Here is a 20,576-nt window from a genome sequence, read left to right on the forward strand (position 1 = left end):
CCGTTATATTGAATATCATTTACTATGACTTGACTTCGATTCTCTTGTGAAAACAGGCCATTCTAATCTTAAATATGTGAAGTTGTTATTAACTTTAATAGGAGTTAATCGCTAGTAAAATAGACATTTTCAACTAGCGATTAGCTCTGAGATAACTATTAAACTTTATTTTGACTTCCCTTATTGAAAACAAGCTACTTAACCCATGACCACTTCGCAAACCCCTGAGCCTAATCCAGAAAAAAACCCTACTCAGCGTGATGCTGAGCGGGTTAAGCACCATTATCCTTTGTCATTTCTGATAAAGCTTCTTGCGTTACTGTTGATTCTGTTTTTAATCATATGTATCACTTTTTATATAATGGCAGGTACGGAGAGGGGTACTAAGTTCATACTCGAAAGAATCATTTCAGAAACTGGGGTTAAATTAGAGTACTCAGAAGGTAATCTGCGCGACGGGCTTAAGGTGAAAGACATCACCATGAGTGCCTCAGAAGATGTGGACATACACTTCGTAAATACTTATGTCAAGATTGGCTGGCGTGCCTTGTTTTCTAGAGAAGTACATTTACGCGATGCTGATATCGAAACCATTGTTATTGAAAACCGTTTACCCCCCTCAGGCGATCCGTTTGAATACAAAGAGTACGAGTTACCAGTTAACTTACGCTTTGATAAAGCCCGTATTAATCGAATTATCTATAACCAAGTTGGTAGAGACCCTGTAGAAGTAACGGATATCCAAGCTGATGATTTGTATTGGGTAGGCACTCAAGTTAAGTTGGGTCGAGGCAATCTACAATATAGTGATCTCGTCAAGATTGAAGATTTAAAAGGGACTGTGACGTTAGAGGGCAACTATCCCTTAGGTTTATCTGGGGTAGTCACAGTCAAAAGCTTAGATAAAGTTTATATCGATCCCATTGAAGTCGAGGCCGTGGGAAGTGTTAAACGCACTTATGGCAAAATACGCAGTAAGTATAATGATAACAATGTCAGAGGTGTGTTTACCGTTCAGGGGTTAGATGACAACGCTCCTTTCGAAGCCAAATTAAACTGGGATGAAATTGACCTACCTTATGCTGAAGGTCAAGACATTCGCCTGCAAAACGGTTTGGCGACAGCTTCAGGGGTGCTCTCTGATATTGAGCTTCGTATTAATAGTCGACTATTGGCCAATGACATTCCTAGTGGTCATTACCAAGGGCGAGCCAACATTATTGACACCAGCAAAATGTTGGTGCATCGCTTAACTGCAAAAACTCCAGAAGGTAGCCTGTTGGCAGTGGGAGTGCTTGATTGGGAAGATGACTTCACTACCAAAGCCATGCTTTATAGTAAAGATTATAAAGTACGCAGCTTGCTGCCAGAGAGTGCCGCGCCTTATGCTCCAGAATATCTAGATGGCCAATTGGCAGTGGTATTTGATCTGCGCAATAAAGAGGGCTTAATGCAGATTAATGGCGACCTCAAGCAACGCGACGGAGAGCAGATTAAAGCTAAGGTTGTGCAAGGGGTTAAACCTAAAAATCCTAGATTTGACGCCCCCTGGTATGTCGATGCCAGCTGGCAGAATTTACGCCGCAAAGGAGTGCCTGACGTTGGAGAGATAGATAGCCCAAGCGGTATGGCCAATGTCATGTTACGTGATGATAGATTATGGGTAACCGCGGATGCTGAGATTATCAAATTAAATGTGGCTCCTGCTGGTGACTATAAGGTTAAGCTCAATAAGTACAATAATAAAATTGCGCTGCAAAACCTAAACTATGATGGGGTGATGGGTAATCTTGCCGGTAACGGTAATATTTTATTGGCCACCAATAAATCACCCCTGACTTGGGATATAGATGCCAAGACCAAAGGGCTAAAACCTCAAGCCTTTAGTGACACCATTCCAGTGACTAGACTGGTAGGGGATATCAAGGCTTCAGGTAAGATGATAGACATTACCCGTCGTCTTAATGGCAAGGTTGTCAAAGGCCAGCGTCATGCCTTTACTATTAAATCATCAGATTTATCTTCAACCCTAACTGCGCAAGTTACTTCTACAGACCCAAAAACCGGAAAGAGTACTTCTGAAAATCGCCGAGTAGATGTTATAGGCTACGGGGATGGCGTGGTTGATGTCTTAAATGGCTCCTTACAAAATTTTGATGCTAGATTTAATGGCAAGCTTGCGACTCAAGGGGTGCCCAAAGGCAATTTTATTGTTGATGCCAATGGGACTACTGAAAATATCAATATCAAAAACTTCAGTCATAAAGGAGAGGCGGGCGATATCACCGCCTCAGGTAACGTAAACTTACGTGACGGTATTGGGTGGAATGTCAAAGCCAATACCAATAAATTTAATGTTGGCTTCTTTGCGCCTCAGACAGAAGGCATTATTAGCGGTGATCTACAAACCTCAGGCAAATGGCGTAATAACCAAACCAAGCTTGGAGATTTACGTGACTTCAATGTGAAGTTTAATGGGTCAATTGATACCCCGCAATTACCAAAAGGTAAGTTGATTGTCGATGCTGGAGGTAATGCTCAAGCCATCACTATTCGTAATTTAAGTCACGTTGGTGAGGCGGGTAGTCTGGTTGCTAAAGGGAAGTTAGACGTTACCAATGGCGTAGCTTGGAATGTAGACGCCGTTATGGATGATTTTAATCTGGGCTATTTTGTCAAAGATGTGCCAAGTAACATTACAGGACGTGTGTCTAGCACAGGATTATGGAAAGACTCAGTACAGCGTATTAGTATTGATCAAATGGCGCTGCGAGGCGAGATAGATGGTGAGCCTCTATTGGCTCAAGGCAGTCTAAACACTACTTTGCATCTGCCCAAAGATATGAATCAGTATTTCGAAAGATTAAAGGCGACAGATGCTAGTGGCCAAGTTCAACAAGTTAAGAGTGTGGTTGAAACTTTAAATGCCAATAACTTGATGATGCAGTGGGGCGACAACCAAGTTGTGGCCAATGGTAATACAGAGCTTTTAGAAGCCAAGGTGAATATTCGCAATCTAAGCCAGATCAGTAAAGACTTCTCAGGCTCTGTCTTAGGCGGCTTTACTTTAATGCAAAATAAAGGCCAAGCCCTACCGACCATTTATGTCGATTTGACCGGCAATAAATTGGCGCTTCCAGGCGTGCTGTTATCACAAGGCATGATTAAAGGTAAGATTGTTGATCTAGCCAAACGTCCAAGTACCTTGGTGGTTATGGCAGACGGCTTGCAGGCCTCTGGCAGTAAATTTGAAAATATATATGCAGTATTTAATGGTACCGAACAAGACCACACCTTAACTTTAAAAGGTGATACCAATAATGCCAATACCGATGTCGGTATCCAAGCCACCATTAAAGGAAGCTTAGATCGTAAAAATGGTAGATGGCAGGGAGTGGTCGGTGACGGTGAAGTATCAACGGAGTATGTGACGTTAGCTCAAAGCCAGCCGGCACAGCTTATCGCCTCTTTTGGAGGAAAGACGCCTGAAATTCAGTTGGCAGCTCACTGTTGGGAGGCCGTGGGTCAGACCGGTAAGCTGTGTCTACGAGAGAACTTGATTGCTTCTGCTGATAAGGGTCAGGTTAACGTAGCCATTCAACAAATTGATACCTCCTTATTTGCTCCTATTATGCCTAAGGACCTTAGCTGGCAAGCCAGTCTAAATGGTAAGGCAGTCGTTGAATGGGGTAAGGGAGTTGAGCCGGTAATTAATGCCACTTTATATTCCGACAATGGGAAGTTGGGCCTGGTTCAAGAAGGTCTAGATGAAGCAGTGACTATTCCTTATAAGCGAGTGTCGGTCATTGTTAGATCGTTTGAAGAAGGCTTGAAGCTGCGTACTGATATTGATAATGGCAGTGGCGCCAAAGGCTACGCTGATGTGGTGATTGATCCTTATAAAGAGGACAAACCCATATCAGGGGCGTTGGTACTTAATGAGTTGAACTTAGCGATTTTGAAACCTTTCTTCCCAGGCATGCGAAAACTTGCTGGTAACATCACTATGGCAGGGGGTTTAGGCGGAACTCTGACCAGCCCAGTATTCTATGGAGATGTTAACTTAAGAAACGCCACTGTGGCCATGTTAGACTTACCAGTGAATCTGACCAATATCAATGCTAAGGCCAAGATAAGAGGTCAGAGCGCTGAGCTTGAAGGAACATTCTTAAGTGGTGAGGGAGCTGGTGAGTTAACAGGAACGGTAGATTGGAAGCAAGAGCTACAGGCCAAGTTACGTGTTACCGGCGAAGGTTTAGTGCTCACTCAGCCACCACTGTTGTATGCAGAGGTTAATCCAGATTTCAATATTATCGTCAAACCGATGCAGAAGTATGTCAATATTGTAGGGGCAGTTTCTGTACCTACTGCGACCATTAGACCTCCTGAGGCTAACGAAGAAGTAATCACTAAGTCTGAAGATGTGGTAGTTTTAGATCGACAGCTAGTGAACAGAATCGAGGACGTATTGGCAATCTCTAAACCTTGGTCGATCAATGCCGATATTGGTGTAGATTTGGGTGAAAATGTTAACTTCCGCGGCTTTGGTGCAGTATTGCCATTGGCAGGAGCGGTGCATATTACCCAAAAAGGCCAAGGCGTAATGAATGCACTAGGGGTGGTTCAAGTCAGTCGCCGCAGTACCGTGGATATCTTTGGCCAAAACCTTGAGTTAAACTATGCCCAAGTTCGATTTAATGGCGATGTGGTTAACCCTCGCTTAAGCATCGAAGCGGCTAAAGAGATTGAAGGTCGTACCGTAGGCTTACGCGTAAAAGGTAGAGTTTCAGAGCCTAACATCGTGGTCTTTAATAATGCTGGTTTAACTCAGCAGCAAGCCATGAATGCTTTGGTAACAGGACGCATCTCTAATCCAGGCGCCACTCAGATTAGTGAAGAAGGGTTTAAGTCTGAGGTTACCAATAACTTGGCAGCGGCCGGTTTAAGCTTAGGGTTAACAGGAACTCGAAGTCTCACCAATACTATTGGAGATGCTTTTGGCCTAGAACGTTTGACCATTGATGCCTCTGGGACAGATAGCGATACTAACGTCAACGTAACGGGTTATATCACCCCAGATCTATATATTCGTTATGGAGTCGGGGTCTTCAATGCACAAAGCAGCTTATCGTTACGTTATCAATTGACGCGTCGCATTTATATCGAAGCCACGTCGGCGGTTGAAAATGCAGTAGATGTGGTTTATAGCTTCAACTTCTAATAAAAGTAGAGTCAATAAAATAAGGGGTAACTTTTTAAAAGTCACCCCTTATTTTTTGCAGCTCTATTTGGTTAAGATAAGTCTATTATTTCGGGTTAGACGCAAACGGTACTCTTCTCCCTCATGCTGAATTCTTACTTCTTTGGTTAAAGCAAATAAATGCTCTGACTGTAACATAGGCAGCTGGTTGTCACGAAGGTTCAGTGCTCGAGAAATGATAGTGGCCATAAGCTTAATCCTTAAGTTTAGAAGTTTTTTTGGTTTCTATAGTGAGATATAGACGAATCGAAATTATCTAATTGATAATGATTATCATTAACTTTAATTATTATTGTTTATTATGTTCGATATTGCAAGAGGTTTATCAAAATAAATTTATACGTTAGCTAACGTAGCAAGGACTAACTTAGGCATTGGTCTGCTGCCTTTAGTCATAAATAACTTTTAGTGATTAACAAAGAAAGGATGTTGCTGTGATAAAGATTGATGTGGCTGTGGCGGTAATTCAGTTTGATGAGCAATACTTATTGGGATTTCGGAATGCTAAGCAGCATCAAGGTAACCGTTATGAGTTCGTTGGAGGCAAAATCGAAGCCAATGAAAGCGCTAAACAGGCTCTCATTCGCGAAGTTTTTGAGGAAATAGGGTTAGATATAGCCAACCATAGTGTGATTAATCCTTTGGGAGTGCTGCGTCATCATTATGCAGATACCGAGATGCCCAGTAAATCAAAGAGGGTTTGTTTGCATGTATTTCGAGTTACCTTAAATGAACAGCAGTTTAAACAGTTTGCTCATAAAAAAGAGGGCTGCGAAGGTCAACAGTTACACTGGGTAAGCCAAGAGGATTTGATCAATAATAAGTACTCACTGCCTGATGCCAATAAAACCATATTACAGTGGCTGAAGTTGCCAAGTACCATAGTGATTACCCAGGAGGTTGGCTCTGTGACAGCAATTAAAGAAAGCACATCCTGTAATTACCAAAGTCCAGTCAAAGATCAGTCGTCACAGCAATGGTTACGCTATTATCAGCAAAAGCTGCCTCATCAGGCCTGTGTCTATGTCAGACTAAAGCAGTCAAGCTTATCTCAACGTAAAGATCAGGTGTTAGCTCTGATGGCCATTCGACCAGATATCAAGCTAATTATAGATTATGAATTGGCCAATTATTTATATGACCCTAATAATATGGCTATAAATAATATGACTATAGCGGATCAAATTATTGCGCAGCATTTAACTCAGCAGGCGTGTGCTGATACAGATATTGAGCTGTTGTCTGGATTGCCACTGACTATAAGTGCTCACAGTTCAGCGAGTATTCAACAAGTGAATAAGGTAGCCCAATATCGATTGAATCACGACTTATCCCCTGTGGTAGGTGTTTTTGTTTCCCCTGTGCAAGCAACAAACACTCACCCTGAAGCGACTGCTCTGGGCTGGGAGGAGTTCTCTATTTTGGCCGAGGATAGTGAAGTGCCCGTCATTGCTTTAGGCGGTATAGCGCCAGAAGATATCGGACAGGTTCGACATTATCAAGGAGATAAAATAGCAGGAATAAGTAAGTTTTTACCGTAAGCTCACGTAAAAATCAAAATAGAACAAAGGATTTACAAACCGTAGCGTATTACTACACTTTTTGGATAGTAAAGAACTTAGTCGAGTAATATGATAGCTATATCGAATAATACAGTAAAAAATACAGACAACTTTAATGGAAATTTAGTCAGTTAAAAATTAAGTTACTGGCGCAAGATGACTTTTATTAAATGACTTGTCACTTTATATTAATTTTATAACTACCTTGATACTATTATGAATAAATTTAAGCACGATATCCCAGAAAGAGCCTTCATGAAAGCTTTGCTTAAGCACACAGGCATCGCTTTGGCTTTACTAGTCCCTTTAGCGGCTTACTCAACCTTCTCCCATGCAGAAACAGGTACGACTTCGACTAACGCACCTATCAGTGTGACAGCACCTACTTCTGTTGACCGAGTAGATTTAAATAAATATGCAGGGCAGTGGTATGAAATAGCCCGTATGCCTATGTATTTTCAGCGTAACTGTGCCTCTGATGTAACGGCAACTTATAACTTAAATAAGGACGAGGCCGGCAAGTTGACCTCAGTTGATGTTATTAATCAATGCCGTAAGCAAGATGGCTCGATGATGAAAGCCGAGGGGTTGGCTAAACCTGCAAATGATACTGGTAGTGAGCTAAAAGTTACCTTTATGCCTAGTTGGTTAAGATGGTTGCCCGTAGGTAAAGCGGATTATTGGATCTTACAGCTTGATGAGAACTATCAAAGCGCATTAGTCGGGACACCAGATAATAAATACTTATGGGTATTGTCACGTAAGCCTACTTTATCTGAAGCGGTCTTTGAAGATTATAAGAAGATAGCAAAAATGCAGGGCTATGATATTAATAAGCTGGAGATTACGACCCATACTGGCACGCCAAAGACTATAGTTAGTGAATAACTTCTTAATAAGTTAGTTACAGAATAAATTACAGTTACTAAATAACTAAGATTTAGCTAGCTACAGCTATGCATAAGGGTAAGGTTTCAAGAATTTGTTCCCCTATTACAAAACTAGGAAAAACCTAATCAGAACTGGTGCTTATTCTTGTAATTAATTCTTGTCCAGAACAAGGATTACTGCCCGATGTACTGGCTAAAATTGTCAATATGATTTAGAATCTACCTTAAATATAACGGTAGAGAATTGGATTCAGATCTGCTTTTGAACATCAAAAGCAGATTTTACACATATCTACCTTATTTCTTATCATTTAGCGATTATATTGATTTCACTAACCCCTTCACTTCATTTACCCAAAGGATAATTATCGTGAGTAATGCTAATACGCGCCGTGAGTTGCATCAAGTTCATTTAGCCAAATATCAAAAACAAGAGAACCAGGCTTATGAGCTAGCGAACCAACTGCATAATCTTTATAACGATAAAGACGTAAAAGTTAACTTATTTGGTGAAACACTTAATGGGCTTTCAACAGCGGATCTATTGACTAAAGTTCAACAAACTGCTGACCGTAACAATGGTCAAGCGTTGGACATTGATGATATCGTTGCTACTGTTAAAGAAGTGGTAGATAACCAAGACATTAAAACTGCAGTAGTAGATGCAGGTCAACTATTAAAAAATAAAGTAAGCGTTACTGATGCATTAGCTAAAGCTGATAAGTCAACTCCTGCTGCAAGCGAAGCAACTGATGTTGTGCTTTACGGTTTTGGTCGTATTGGTCGTATTTTGACTCGCTTATTATTAGAAGAAGCGGCTACTGACAAAGGCTTGCAACTGAAAGCTTTTGTGGTTCGCCCAGGTAAAGACGGTGATATCGCTAAACGTGCTTCTTTATTAGAGCGTGATTCAGTTCATGGCACTTTTGCAGGTTCAATCGTCGTTGACGAAGAAAACCAAGGTATTATTGTCAACGGTCGCTTCATTCAAGTTATCTATGCCAACGATCCAAGCGAAATTGATTACACCAGTTATGGTATCAATGATGCTATCGTTATTGATAACACAGGTATCTGGAAAGATGAAGATGGCCTAGGTAAGCACCTAAGAGCCAAAGGTGTGAAAAAAGTGTTATTAACTGCGCCTTCAAAAGGTGAGATTAAAAACATTGTATACGGCGTAAACAACGATACTATCGGCGATGATACTATTGTAAGTGCAGCTAGCTGTACTACCAACGCCATCACTCCTTCATTAAAAGTACTTAATGATGAGTTCGGTATCGTAAATGGTCACGTTGAGACTATTCACGCTTTCACTAACGACCAAAACCTAATTGATAACTACCACAAAGCAGATCGTCGTGGTCGCAGTGCTGTGTTAAACATGGTTATTACCAGTACCGGTGCTGCTAAAGCTGTGGGTAAAGCTTTACCAGAGTTAAATGGTAAATTAACCGGTAATGCCATTCGTGTTCCAACACCAAACGTTAGTATGGCTATCTTAAACTTAAACCTTGAAAAAGCACCTGAAAGTGCTGAAGCCCTAAATGCTTTCTTCAAGCAAGTTTCTGAAAGTGATGCTTGGCAGTCACAAATTGCATATACCGACTCTACTGAAGCGGTATCAACAGACTTCGTGGGTACTAAGCAAGTAGGTATTGTTGATGCCCAAGCGACTATCGTTACTGATAACCATGCGACTGTTTATGTATGGTATGACAACGAAGTAGGTTACAGCACTCAAGTATTAAGAGTGGCTGCGCAAATGGCTGGTGTTCATTACACCAACATCACTGCGTAATTTTCGCTTAGCTGTAGCGGGCTATAAAAGATAAATTTTATAGCCTTAAGCATTGAATGTCATAAGTTACAATAGACATAATGCGGTTGTAAATACTCGGTTAGTTTTTGACTCAGACAATGGGCTAATATATAAAAAAGAGCTTATTGAATGCGGGCAAAGAACAGCATAATGACTGAGGCGATTTGCAACGATACCCGATAATCGTTATGGTTATCGGGTATTTTTATTAAAGTAGCTAACTATATTAATTCTATGTAATCTAAAATAATGCTGTAGAATACGGCGTTATAAAACAACTCTATTTTCTAGAAAGTTATTTTTTTGAAGTATTATTTCTCTAAAATACTATTTATTTAAAATATTTTTTCTTTAAAACATTATATTTCTAAGAAGCAAATCTTCTACGATAATTAGTAGAAGACTGCAATTAGCCAATTTTCGTTAGACCAATTTAAAAGAAGTTAAGGGAGCAAGCCCAATGCGATTTATTGATGAAGCAATTGTTACTGTCAAAGCAGGCGATGGTGGTAACGGCATTGTGAGCTTTCGCCGTGAAAAATATGTGCCTCGTGGCGGGCCAGATGGGGGTGATGGGGGTAAAGGAGGCGACGTGATTGTGGTTGCTGATGACAATACCAACACCCTAGTAGACTATCGTTATACCCGTCGTTATGATGCGGGCCGTGGCCAAAATGGACAAAGTAAGAACTGCTCTGGTAAAGGGGCAGACAATATCTATCTGCGTGTGCCTATTGGCACCACCATTGTTAACAATGAAACTGGTGAAGTGGTAGGCGACTTGACTGAAATAGGTCAAGAGGTATTAGTAGCCAAAGGGGGAGATGGTGGCCTAGGCAATACCCATTTCAAAAGCTCTACCAACCAAGCACCGCGTAAAGCCACTTCAGGATTTGAAGGGGAATTAAAAGAGCTTAAGTTTGAGCTAAAAGTTGTGGCCGATGTGGGTTTAATTGGCCTACCAAACGCGGGCAAGTCTACTTTTATCAGACAAGTATCTTCAGCTAAACCAAAAGTAGCCGATTATCCTTTCACCACTTTAGTACCTAACTTAGGGGTGGTGGATGTTGGCCTACACCGCTCATTTGTTATGGCCGATATTCCAGGTTTAATTGAAGGGGCATCAGAAGGCGCCGGTTTAGGAATTCGCTTCTTGAAACATGTGGCACGTACCCGTCGCTTGTTACATATTTTAGATATAAAGCCCATTGATGGTAGTGATCCTGTAGAAAACGGCCAAGTGATCTTAAATGAACTTGAGCGCTTCTCGCCTGAGCTTGCTAATTTACCGCAGATTTTGATTTTAAATAAAATTGACCAAGTTCCAGACGCGGATGAACTTGATGAGCTGTGCCTACATATTGTGGCAGAGCTGGGTTGGACAGGAGCTGTGTTTAGAACTTCAACCTTGACCGGTGAGGGCGTAGATGATGTTAAATATCATCTGATGAATGAGATTGAGCGTGAAAAAGAGCGCGAGGAAGAAGATCCTTTATTTGCCGAAGAGCAAAGAGAAAGATTTGAGCGTCTTGAAGCTGAAGTGCGACTCAATACAGAAGAGCAAAAAGAGGCCTACCGTGCTGCCCGTCGAGCGGCCCGTGAAGCTGCTTTCAATGCCAATAATGAAGATGATGATGACGATGGCGTAGAGGTTATTTACGCCCCTTAAGGCAGCCCACTCATCCTCTGTAATCTTTTTATATCGAGTTGTGGGTTGTATTTCGGTAATAAAGTAGAGGATGAGAGAGGCCTTAAACCTTCAGCAGCTTTTTTATATTTCGAAATAGTTCAGAGTGTTAACCCAGCATATTACTATTCTATTCATTAGATTTTGGGAAGAATTATGAGTGCTAATAATAACCAGAAAAACTCTAAAGTTAGTAAAGCAAAAAGCAGTATAGCCAAGCCGATTGACTCAGACCCAGAAGACAGTCGATTTGTTACCAAGAATCGATCTTTTAATTTAAAACGAGTCATTGTAAAGATCGGTTCCTCTTTACTGACTAACAATGGTAAGGGATTAGATCGTACAGCAATCTATGAATGGGCCAGCCAGATTGCTAAGCTGCATAATGAAGGCAAAGAGGTGATATTGGTTTCATCGGGTGCAGTGGCGGAAGGCTTAGTCAGAATGGGGCTTGATGAACGCCCTAAGAAATTAGAGGCGTTACAGGCCTGTGCGGCCATTGGGCAAATGGGGCTTATAGAGACTTGGTCATCAGCTTTGATCCAGAGCGGAGTACGCAGTGCTCAGATCCTATTGACCCATGATGACTTGTCTAATCGTGAACGTTATCTGAATACAGCTAACACTTTACATAAGCTTTTGGCATGGCGAGTGCTGCCGGTTATTAATGAGAATGACACCATTACCGTTGATGAGATTAAATTTGGTGACAATGATACCTTAGGCGCAATGGCTGCGGCGATGGTAAGTGCCGATCTTTATATCATATTAACCGATCAGGACGGCGTATTTACCGACAACCCTCGCGAAAACCCTAATGCAAAAATGATTCGTCAAGAGCGCGCAATGGCAGACTATTTGTTTGATATTGCGGGAGAGGGCGGTAAGCTTGGCAGTGGAGGTATGCTGACCAAAATTAGAGCTGGTAGATTGGCGGCTATGGGTGGCTGTCCAACGGTCATTGCTAATGGTAGCCTTGATAAAGTCATTACCCGTATTGTTGAAGGTGAACCTGTAGGTACGTTATTGCAGACCAACCAAGCTGACAAAATTATTGCCCGTAAACAGTGGCTAGCGGCGCATTTAAGAATGGCTGGGACTTTATTTATTGATTCAGGAGCTGTGCACGCCATTACCGTACAAGGTAAGAGCTTATTGCCTGTAGGCGTAGTAGATATTCATGGTGATTTCGATGAAGGCGATGTGGTCGCAGTAGTCGATGAGACCACCAAAGAGCGTATTGCAGTAGGTCAAGTTAACTTCTCTTCGGAAGAAGCCAGACGTGTGGCTCGGAAAAGAACCCAAAGCTTTGACAAGATTTTGGGAGAGTCTGAGGAACGTGTGGTAATGATACACCGTGATGACATGGCTATTTTAAATAAATAAGCGCCATAAGGTGTGGAGAGCGGTATAACCTGATACCATTGATAGGTAAGAAACGGTTCCATCTATCCATTTTGATTATAATCTAGGACTTTAAAGAGATAATAATGTCTATAATGAATTCTGATTCTGTTAACAACACTCACAACTTTGCTCCGTTGAAGAATGATCGCTTACTTAAAGCATTGCGCTTTGAAGAAGTGGACATGACGCCTGTATGGATGATGCGCCAAGCCGGTCGATATCTTCCAGAATACAAGGCTACGCGAGCAGAAGCTGGTGATTTCATGAGTCTGTGTAAAGACACTGCGCGTGCGACAGAAGTTACGATGCAGCCTTTACGACGTTTTGATTTAGATGCGGCCATTTTATTTAGTGATATTTTAACCATTCCAGATGCGATGGGTTTAGGCCTTTACTTCGAAACTGGCGAAGGTCCAAAGTTTAAGCGTACCTTACGTACCGAAGCTGACTTTAATCAACTTGAACCCTTTAAAGCCACTGACTCATTAAGCTATGTTATGGATGCCGTTACCAGTATCCGTAAAGAATTAAATGGTTTGGTTCCTTTATTTGGATTCTCAGGTAGTGCTTGGACCTTAGCAACCTATATGATTGAAGGTGGCAGCTCTAAAGACTATCGTTACACTAAAGGTCTACTATACAGCCAGCCTGAGTTCTTACATCAAATCTTAGATCATGTTACTACCGCTATCATCGATTATTTAGATGCACAGATTATTGCAGGTGCCCAGCTTGTTCAGCTATTTGATAGCTGGGGTGGGGCATTAGCACACCGTCAGTTTGAGGAATTTTCTCATAAGTACAATAAGCGTGTGGTTGCTGAGCTTAAACAGCGTCATCCTGAAGTTCCTGTGGTGGTATTTACCAAAGGCGGCGGATTATGGTTAGACATTCAAGCGGATTCTGAGGCAGATTGCTTAGGGTTAGACTGGACCATGCCATTAGACAAAGCCAGAGCTATCTTAGCTGAAAGCAATAAGCAAATTGCAGTACAAGGTAACCTAGACCCGGCTACGCTTTACGGCACCCCAGAATCGATCCGTCAAGCAGTAAGAAATATGCTCGATGATGCTTATGCCGGCGGGGTAAAAACAGGTTATATAGCTAACTTAGGTCATGGTATTACCCAGTGGGTAAACCCAGACAACGCCAAAGTATTTATTGATGCGGTGCATGACTACAAGCTATAAAACGCATTCTGATTTAAAATTGAAGGGATAAAAAATAGGCTTATTTATATAAGCCTATTTTATAATGAGCGACTCAATAATCTATTAAACTCAAATAAATAAGACTAATGCAGTCAGGTTTAATGCATTGAATAGCTGAAGCGGATAACGTAAACTTTATAAATTGCAGGACTATTTGCAAAATAACGATTATATTTAATTTATCTAAGTTAGATTAAATAGTAAGAAGGATTTTATTTAATCGGCTTTTAATCAATCAGATAGGATGGGATATGTTACAAGCAGCCATTATTGGTGGAACGGGATATACAGGCGTTGAGCTTATAAGATTATTATCTTCTCACCCAAAAGTGACCATCAAATGGTTAACTTCAAGAACAGAAGCAGGCAAACCTGTCGCCAGTATTTTCCCAAGCTTAAGAGGCATATCTGATTTAACCTATAGTGACTTAGGAGAAGGGACGTTAGAAGCCCTTACTTCTTGTGATGTGGTGTTTTTCGCAACGCCTCATGGTGTGGCCATGCAACAGGCTGAAGCGTTAGTAGCAGCAGGGGTGAAGGTTATCGATTTGGCCGCTGACTTTAGACTACAATCCCTACAGTCGTTTGAGCAGTGGTATAAGCACAAGCATGCTTGCCCAGAGTTACTGAAACAAGCTGTGTATGGTTTGCCAGAGATTAACCGTGAGGCCATTAAAACTGCGAAAGTTATTGGCAATCCAGGCTGCTACCCAACCACCGCAATTTTAGGCTTAAAACCTATTATTGAAGCTCAAAACGATAAGGGTGAAGCAGTTATAGAACCTCGTATTATCATTGATGCAAAATCTGGGGTTTCAGGGGCAGGACGTCAGGCCAAGTTGAATCTTAACTATGCTGAAACCACGGACAACTTTAATGCTTACGGGGTAACTGGCCACCGTCATCTCCCTGAAATTGAGCAAGGGATCCATGAGTTGCTGCAAAGTAAATATACCCATAACATTCGTTTTGTGCCTCACTTAGTGCCTATGATTCGCGGTATGTTTACTACCATTCATTTAGGCTTAACCGACGCAGGATGTAAGCTGGACTTGCAGCAAATTTATGAACAAGCCTATCAAAATGAAAAATTCATTGATGTCTTACCAGCAGGCGAGTTCCCTGATACACGTAGCGTAAGAGCAAGCAATAGACTTAGAATTGCAGTGCACCAAGATAATGAAACTAAATCTGCCACTATTTTGGTGGTACAAGATAACTTGGTTAAAGGCGCAGCGGGGCAGGCCGTTCAATGTATGAACGTCATGTTCGGATTTGATGAGTCTTTAGGCTTAAATCATGTCCCTGTGGTTCCTTAATTTAATTTTATGAAAATGATTTAGTTAGGATAAGGCTTTATATTTCTATCTTAATTATTTTTTAGTCATAAATTTATTAAAATTAAAGTTTTAATTGTTGCTGTATATTACGATACGCTTGTTTATTTAAGTTGTTATCAATAATCTACGACATAAACATTACATTGAAGTTAATCTGTTGTTAGTTATTAGTTGGAGATTTAGGTATAATACCTTGCCTTAAATCTGCCTTAGAACATGGCGGCTTAACTAATTGCCGATTCACAAGATACGAGTCTAGAATACATGTCCACCGAAATCAGCAAATCCACTGCGAAAAATGTGAAGCGATCATCTCAAGCTGTGATGAGTCCGCTGATATTGGTATTATTTGCGAGCGCAGTATTATTGACTGGCGTTATAGCCACTGCTTTTGGCCATAAATTTGGTTATTATCGAGGCTATCAGGCATCGCAAAATGATACGAAACTTAAAGGTGATGCACAGCAACTAACTGCTGAAGATATCAAAAAGCTTAAACAGAACGTTCAAACATTAACTAGCCAATTAAATACGGCAAAACAAGAACGTGATATTAGTCTTAATAATTTAGGACAAATGCGTCAAGATATCCAAGAGTTAGAGATAAAGAACTTACAACTGATTCAGTTAAATGAAGTCTATGCTGATAGGGTGGTAGAGCAAGGTGGTTTACCGTTACAAGTGATAGGGGCGATGATGGAGCCCTTACCAGAGAATGCCTTTGAGTATCGCTTTGATGTGGCCATGTTGGCCAAAGATGGGAATCAACATCGCCTAAAACCAACTTTAACTTTATTGGATGAAGACAACTTAGTTGATGTTCCTCTAGAGCCAAGCACTTATGATATTAAGGGTGTTGCTCGTATCAGAGGTCGCTTTGTGATGCCGAAAGGATTTAGACCCAAGCAGGCTAAATTAACTCTTGAATCTAATGGACAAGAAGTTGAGCAAATTTATAATTGGCAATTGTCTAGTCCAGTAGAGAAGATGCCACTTTCTTTGTCAGAGGTTCCAGAAACCGATCAACGCCCTGTCAAAGAGGGTAAAGGTAATACAGAATAACTCATAGTTACTATTGTTGATTGAACCAAACTTTTTACCTAATAGAGTATTATGAATAAAAGTACTGACATCACTAACATCTCTCAGCAAAATCCGCATAGCTCAGCAGATTGGCATCATCCCGCCACTTTGCCTATTTTGCATCCTGTGAAAACGCTGCCCTCTAAATTAATAGATGAGGAAGGGGAAGAAGATGCCGAAGTAGAGGTTATGGTGGCTGATCCTGAACTTGCTGAGCCGCCTATGTACGCCGTGGTTATGTATAACGACGACTATACTCCAATGGAATTTGTGGTCTATATTCTTCAGTCTGAATTTCGTCATGACACCCCTAGAGCGGTTGAGATTATGCTAAATATTCATAATCAAGGCCGTGGTATTGCCGGTATTTATCCCAAAGATATTGCGGAAACCAAAGCCAAAAAAGTCAATCAAACCGCTCGCAAGGAAGGGTATCCTTTATTAACCCAAATTGAGCCTCATCAAAGTTAATTTTATAGCTTTCCTCATAAATACTAATCTTTTCTAAAGCCTACTTCTTCAGGCCTTCACCTCGCTTAAATCCTCAATAACTCATTGAAATAAAGACCTAAATCTTTGTTTGTTTTGAGTATCCTTGACCAATATCGTTACTAATATGACTTGATATTTAGGGTGTTCAACCCTATTTACTTAACATGTGGCTAAGATCTAAGTTACAAAAAAACTGTGATATAAACAATATCATATTCATAAACTACCCAAATGCCTGGTTAACTTGTTATAGTTAACTGGCTTTTAAAAAATTCTTATAAAGATCTTAGCAAATGAAAAATTACAATATTGACAGGATACCTCTATGTTAAGTCGTCATCTCGAAGTTTCCTTACGTCTGGCCATGACGTTGGCTCGACAAAAGTCACACGAGTATCTAACAGTTGAGCACTTATTGCTTGCCTTGTTAGAAAACAATAATGCTGCCACAACCTTAAAGGCTTGCGGGGCGGATATTGCAAGCTTACGCTCAGATCTTGAAGCTTATATCGAAAAGCACACGCCTACCTTAGATGCTGACTTAGAGCAAACGCCTCAGGCCACTCAAAGTTTTGACCGCATCTTACAGCGTGCTATCTTCCATGTGCAATCTATTGGTTCAGGTAGATTGGTACAAGGATCAGACATCCTAGTGTCTATGTTCTCAGAGCATGATACTTATGCGGTATATTTACTGAAAAAACAGGGCGTAAGTCGCCTTGAATTAACCCAGTACTTATCACATGGTAATGAGGGTGATGAGACTCGAGATTCAGGCTCTGAGTCTGAAGCTGGAGAAGGCAAAGGGGCTAGACTGAAAAAAGATCCTCTAAGTGAATTCGCTCAGAACTTAAATAAAAGAGCGGCAGAAGGCAAAACAGATCCATTAATTGGTCGCAGTAGTGAAATTGAGCGTACTGCTCAAGTCTTATGTCGTCGCCGTAAAAATAACCCCTTATTAGTGGGCGATCCTGGGGTGGGTAAAACCTCAATTGCTGAGGGTTTAGCTTGGCTAATTATTAATAATAAAGCGCCTAAGCCGCTACAAGGCTGCGTTATTTATAGCTTAGATATAGGCTCTTTAATAGCCGGTACTAAGTACCGTGGCGACTTTGAGAAGCGTATGAAAGCGCTGCTTGATGCTTTAAAAGCCAAGCCAAATGCTATTTTATTCATTGACGAAATCCATATGATTATTGGCGCAGGCTCTTCAATGAGCAGCAATATGGATGTGTCTAACTTGATTAAGCCAGCGTTGGCCAATGGTGAGCTAAGATGTATCGGTTCTACTACCTTTACTGAATATCGCCAGGTTTTTGAAAAAGACCATGCCTTATCACGTCGTTTCCAGAAGATTGATGTAAATGAGCCGAGCATTGACGATAGCATCGAAATTCTACGCGGTTTAAAACCGCGTTATGAAGAGTTCCATAATGTGGAATACACCGATGCTGCGTTAGTAAGTGCGGTTAAGCTATCGGCTAAGCATATTCATGAACGCTTTTTACCTGATAAAGCGATTGATGTAATTGATGAGGCGGGTGCCTACAAACGTTTAGGTATTACGCCAGAAGCGGATCAAGTAGAAGATGAAAATCAGCTAATTGATGAGCTTAATAATACCGATAGCTCAGATTTTGAGTCTGATATTGAAGCTGAAAATGAAGCAGATGAGCGTAGTTTGGCTCAGGAATTAGCATCTAATCTGCATAAAGAAGAGTCTTTAGAGGCCGAAACCTCGGATGAATCAGATAGCAGTGAAGAATCGGAAAGCGAAGAGTCGAATAAAACTCCACCTGCACCGACGGTCATTGATGTAGAAGATATTGAAGCGATTATCTCTAAATTGGCTCGTATTCCACCTAAGTCTGTGTCTAATGATGATAAGTCATTGTTACAGCATTTAGAACGTGACTTAAATCGTTTGGTGTTTGGTCAAGACGAAGCCATTAAGACCTTATCTGATGCTATTAAGTTATCAAGAGCAGGTCTTAAGGCTTCAGACAAACCGATTGGATCCTTCATGTTTGCCGGTCCAACAGGGGTGGGTAAAACGGAAGTTTCTAAGCAGTTGGCTAACTTGATGGGTATTGAGCTGGTTCGCTTTGATATGTCAGAGTATATGGAAGCTCACACCGCTTCGCGTCTAATTGGTGCTCCTCCAGGTTACGTTGGCTTTGATCAAGGCGGTTTATTAACTGAAAAAATCAATCAGCATCCGCATTGTGTGTTATTGCTTGATGAGATTGAGAAGGCTCACCCAGATGTCTTTAACTTGCTATTACAAGTGATGGACCACGGGTCGCTTACGGATAATAACGGCCGTGTTGCTAGCTTTAAGCAAGTTATCTTGATTATGACCACCAACGTTGGGGCGGAAAACATCAGCCGTGCTTCCATGGGCTTTACTAAGCAAGACCACAGTAAGGACAACACAGAGGCGTTGAATAGAGTGTTTACTCCTGAATTCCGTAACCGCTTGGATGCGATTATTCAGTTTAACCCTCTAGATCCGTCTATTGTTATTTCAGTGGTAGACAAGTTCTTAGTGGAGCTTCAAGCACAGCTGGATGATAAGCAAGTGGTGTTAGAGATTGACGACGCGGTTCGTGAGTACTTAGCAGAAAAAGGTTATGACCGTCTGATGGGGGCTCGCCCAATGCAGCGTTTGATTCAAAATGAAATCAAAAAACCACTGGCCAATATGGTATTGTTTGGTGACTTGTCAGAAGGCGGAGCAGTGCATGTTACGTTGAATGATGAGCCCTTTGAAAGCCCACTAGATAGCGATGATAAAGCTGCTACTGAAGGTAGCCGTATCCTGCTGACAGTGGTCGAAAAACATGGCCAACGTGGTGTTGAGTACGCGGAAGGCTAGGTTTTGATAATATCTTATTGATATAATCGTTGTAATTTTATTGTGGTATTGCAAAAAAGAGGTTAGCCCAAGGTTGACCTCTTTTTTTATTCTGATATTAACGTCTATAATGACCCTAAATAAAAATTTATAATTATATAAAGAGTATTCTTATGCAGTTGTTTGACTCCGATCAACCCCAAAAAAGCGAAGCTGAAAAGCAAGCCATCTTAGCACGAGTACAAATGCCTGAAGACTGGAAGTTGGCACTGGCAGATGAGCTGACCTCGCAGAATATGGATAATTTACGAGATTTTCTAAGGCAAGAATATGGGTCCGGTAAAAGTATCTATCCTAAAGCCAGTCAAATGTTCAATGCGTTTAACCTCACCCCCTTATCAGAAGTAAAAGTGGTGATTTTAGGACAGGATCCTTATCATGGCCCAGGTCAGGCAATGGGTTTATCTTTTTCTGTGCCTAAGATGATTCCGATGCCGCCTTCACTACGTAATATTGTAAAAGAGATGGCAGATGATATTGGTACCGTTCCGCCCAAGCATGGGGATTTAACCCATTGGGCAAAGCAAGGCGTACTGTTGTTAAATGCTTCTTTAACGGTACAAGAAGGTAATGCGGGCAGCCACCAGGGTAAAGGGTGGGAGCAGTTTACCGATGCCGTAATTGATGTAGTAAATGAGCAAACCTCAAATACAGTATTCATCCTGTGGGGCAGTAAGGCCAAACTTAAAGGCAAGTTTATTGACACCGAAAAGCATTTGATCTTATCGGCCGTACATCCCTCACCGTTAGCAGCCAATAGAGGCGGCTTCTTTGGTTCTAAGCCTTTTTCAAAGGCCAATGAATATCTAGTACAACATGGCAAGACGGCTATTGATTGGCAGTTGCCGCAATAGTTATTTGTAAAGCTTAAGCCTTGCTTTAATGTGAAATCTGTCCAATAT

Annotated in this window: 13 protein-coding genes; 12 read left to right on the forward strand and 1 reads right to left on the reverse strand. The window is 41.2% G+C overall.

Annotated features, from left to right (window positions below; translation table 11 throughout):
- The first annotated feature begins 205 nt into the window (after positions 1–205).
- Positions 206–5,221 carry a translocation/assembly module TamB domain-containing protein gene (locus B3S92_RS01305; RefSeq protein WP_296202018.1) on the forward strand — a complete coding sequence of 1,672 codons (5,016 nt, stop codon included), beginning with the start codon at positions 206–208 and terminating at the stop codon, positions 5,219–5,221.
- Between the two features lie 63 nt (positions 5,222–5,284).
- Here the strand turns inward: B3S92_RS01305 and hemP are convergent, their stop codons facing one another.
- On the reverse strand, positions 5,285–5,449 hold the full coding sequence (gene hemP, locus B3S92_RS01310) for a hemin uptake protein HemP (protein WP_077449338.1): 165 nt from the start codon (positions 5,447–5,449) through the stop codon (positions 5,285–5,287).
- 245 nt (positions 5,450–5,694) lie between these two features.
- On the opposite strand from hemP, the gene B3S92_RS01315 reads away from it, so the two are divergent.
- The 11 genes from B3S92_RS01315 (at position 5,695) to B3S92_RS01365 (ending at position 20,528) form a co-directional block, all read left to right on the forward strand.
- Complete coding sequence (locus B3S92_RS01315; protein WP_296202020.1) at positions 5,695–6,801, forward strand: NUDIX domain-containing protein; 1,107 nt, start codon at positions 5,695–5,697, stop codon at positions 6,799–6,801.
- Between the two features lie 276 nt (positions 6,802–7,077).
- Positions 7,078–7,710: a lipocalin family protein gene (locus B3S92_RS01320; protein WP_349678939.1), complete on the forward strand. Its 633-nt coding sequence runs from the start codon at positions 7,078–7,080 to the stop codon at positions 7,708–7,710.
- A gap of 363 nt (positions 7,711–8,073) precedes the next feature.
- A complete protein-coding gene (locus B3S92_RS01325; protein ID WP_296202133.1) occupies positions 8,074–9,516 on the forward strand; it encodes a glyceraldehyde-3-phosphate dehydrogenase in 1,443 nt (480 codons plus the stop codon).
- Positions 9,517–9,997: 481 nt separating this feature from the next.
- Entirely contained in the window at positions 9,998–11,206 is a 1,209-nt protein-coding gene (gene obgE, locus B3S92_RS01330) for a GTPase ObgE (RefSeq protein ID WP_077451050.1), read from the forward strand.
- A 174-nt stretch (positions 11,207–11,380) separates the two neighbouring features.
- On the forward strand, positions 11,381–12,610 hold the full coding sequence (proB, locus tag B3S92_RS01335) for a glutamate 5-kinase (RefSeq protein ID WP_414706970.1): 1,230 nt from the start codon (positions 11,381–11,383) through the stop codon (positions 12,608–12,610).
- Positions 12,611–12,714: 104 nt separating this feature from the next.
- On the forward strand, positions 12,715–13,821 hold the full coding sequence (gene hemE, locus B3S92_RS01340) for a uroporphyrinogen decarboxylase (RefSeq protein WP_296202023.1): 1,107 nt from the start codon (positions 12,715–12,717) through the stop codon (positions 13,819–13,821).
- A gap of 272 nt (positions 13,822–14,093) precedes the next feature.
- Complete coding sequence (gene argC / locus B3S92_RS01345; protein WP_296202025.1) at positions 14,094–15,161, forward strand: N-acetyl-gamma-glutamyl-phosphate reductase; 1,068 nt, start codon at positions 14,094–14,096, stop codon at positions 15,159–15,161.
- A 285-nt stretch (positions 15,162–15,446) separates the two neighbouring features.
- A complete protein-coding gene (locus tag B3S92_RS01350) occupies positions 15,447–16,244 on the forward strand; it encodes a hypothetical protein (RefSeq protein ID WP_296202027.1) in 798 nt (265 codons plus the stop codon).
- Between the two features lie 51 nt (positions 16,245–16,295).
- The gene (gene clpS / locus B3S92_RS01355; RefSeq protein ID WP_296202028.1) at positions 16,296–16,736 is read left to right on the forward strand and encodes an ATP-dependent Clp protease adapter ClpS; all 441 of its coding nucleotides are present in this window, start codon (positions 16,296–16,298) and stop codon (positions 16,734–16,736) included.
- A 346-nt stretch (positions 16,737–17,082) separates the two neighbouring features.
- A complete protein-coding gene (clpA, locus tag B3S92_RS01360) occupies positions 17,083–19,635 on the forward strand; it encodes an ATP-dependent Clp protease ATP-binding subunit ClpA (RefSeq protein ID WP_296202030.1) in 2,553 nt (850 codons plus the stop codon).
- Positions 19,636–19,787: 152 nt separating this feature from the next.
- Positions 19,788–20,528, forward strand: coding sequence for a uracil-DNA glycosylase (locus tag B3S92_RS01365; RefSeq protein WP_296202031.1), 741 nt, complete (start codon positions 19,788–19,790; stop codon positions 20,526–20,528).
- Positions 20,529–20,576 lie beyond the last annotated feature (48 nt).

Source organism: Psychrobacter sp. UBA3962 (genome assembly GCF_002385225.1).
Classification (GTDB): Bacteria; Pseudomonadota; Gammaproteobacteria; order Pseudomonadales; family Moraxellaceae; genus Psychrobacter.

Excerpts from the sequence above, each read along its gene's own strand:
- B3S92_RS01305 (WP_296202018.1), top strand. The coding sequence starts at position 206 with ATGACCACTTCGCAAACCCCTGAGCCTAATCCAGAAAAAAACCCTACT.
- hemP (WP_077449338.1), bottom strand. The coding sequence starts at position 5,449 with ATGGCCACTATCATTTCTCGAGCACTGAACCTTCGTGACAACCAGCTG.
- B3S92_RS01320 (WP_349678939.1), top strand. The coding sequence starts at position 7,078 with ATGAAAGCTTTGCTTAAGCACACAGGCATCGCTTTGGCTTTACTAGTC.
- obgE (WP_077451050.1), top strand. The coding sequence starts at position 9,998 with ATGCGATTTATTGATGAAGCAATTGTTACTGTCAAAGCAGGCGATGGT.
- proB (WP_414706970.1), top strand. The coding sequence starts at position 11,381 with ATGAGTGCTAATAATAACCAGAAAAACTCTAAAGTTAGTAAAGCAAAA.
- hemE (WP_296202023.1), top strand. The coding sequence starts at position 12,715 with ATGTCTATAATGAATTCTGATTCTGTTAACAACACTCACAACTTTGCT.
- argC (WP_296202025.1), top strand. The coding sequence starts at position 14,094 with ATGTTACAAGCAGCCATTATTGGTGGAACGGGATATACAGGCGTTGAG.
- B3S92_RS01350 (WP_296202027.1), top strand. The coding sequence starts at position 15,447 with ATGTCCACCGAAATCAGCAAATCCACTGCGAAAAATGTGAAGCGATCA.
- clpS (WP_296202028.1), top strand. The coding sequence starts at position 16,296 with ATGAATAAAAGTACTGACATCACTAACATCTCTCAGCAAAATCCGCAT.
- clpA (WP_296202030.1), top strand. The coding sequence starts at position 17,083 with ATGTTAAGTCGTCATCTCGAAGTTTCCTTACGTCTGGCCATGACGTTG.
- B3S92_RS01365 (WP_296202031.1), top strand. The coding sequence starts at position 19,788 with ATGCAGTTGTTTGACTCCGATCAACCCCAAAAAAGCGAAGCTGAAAAG.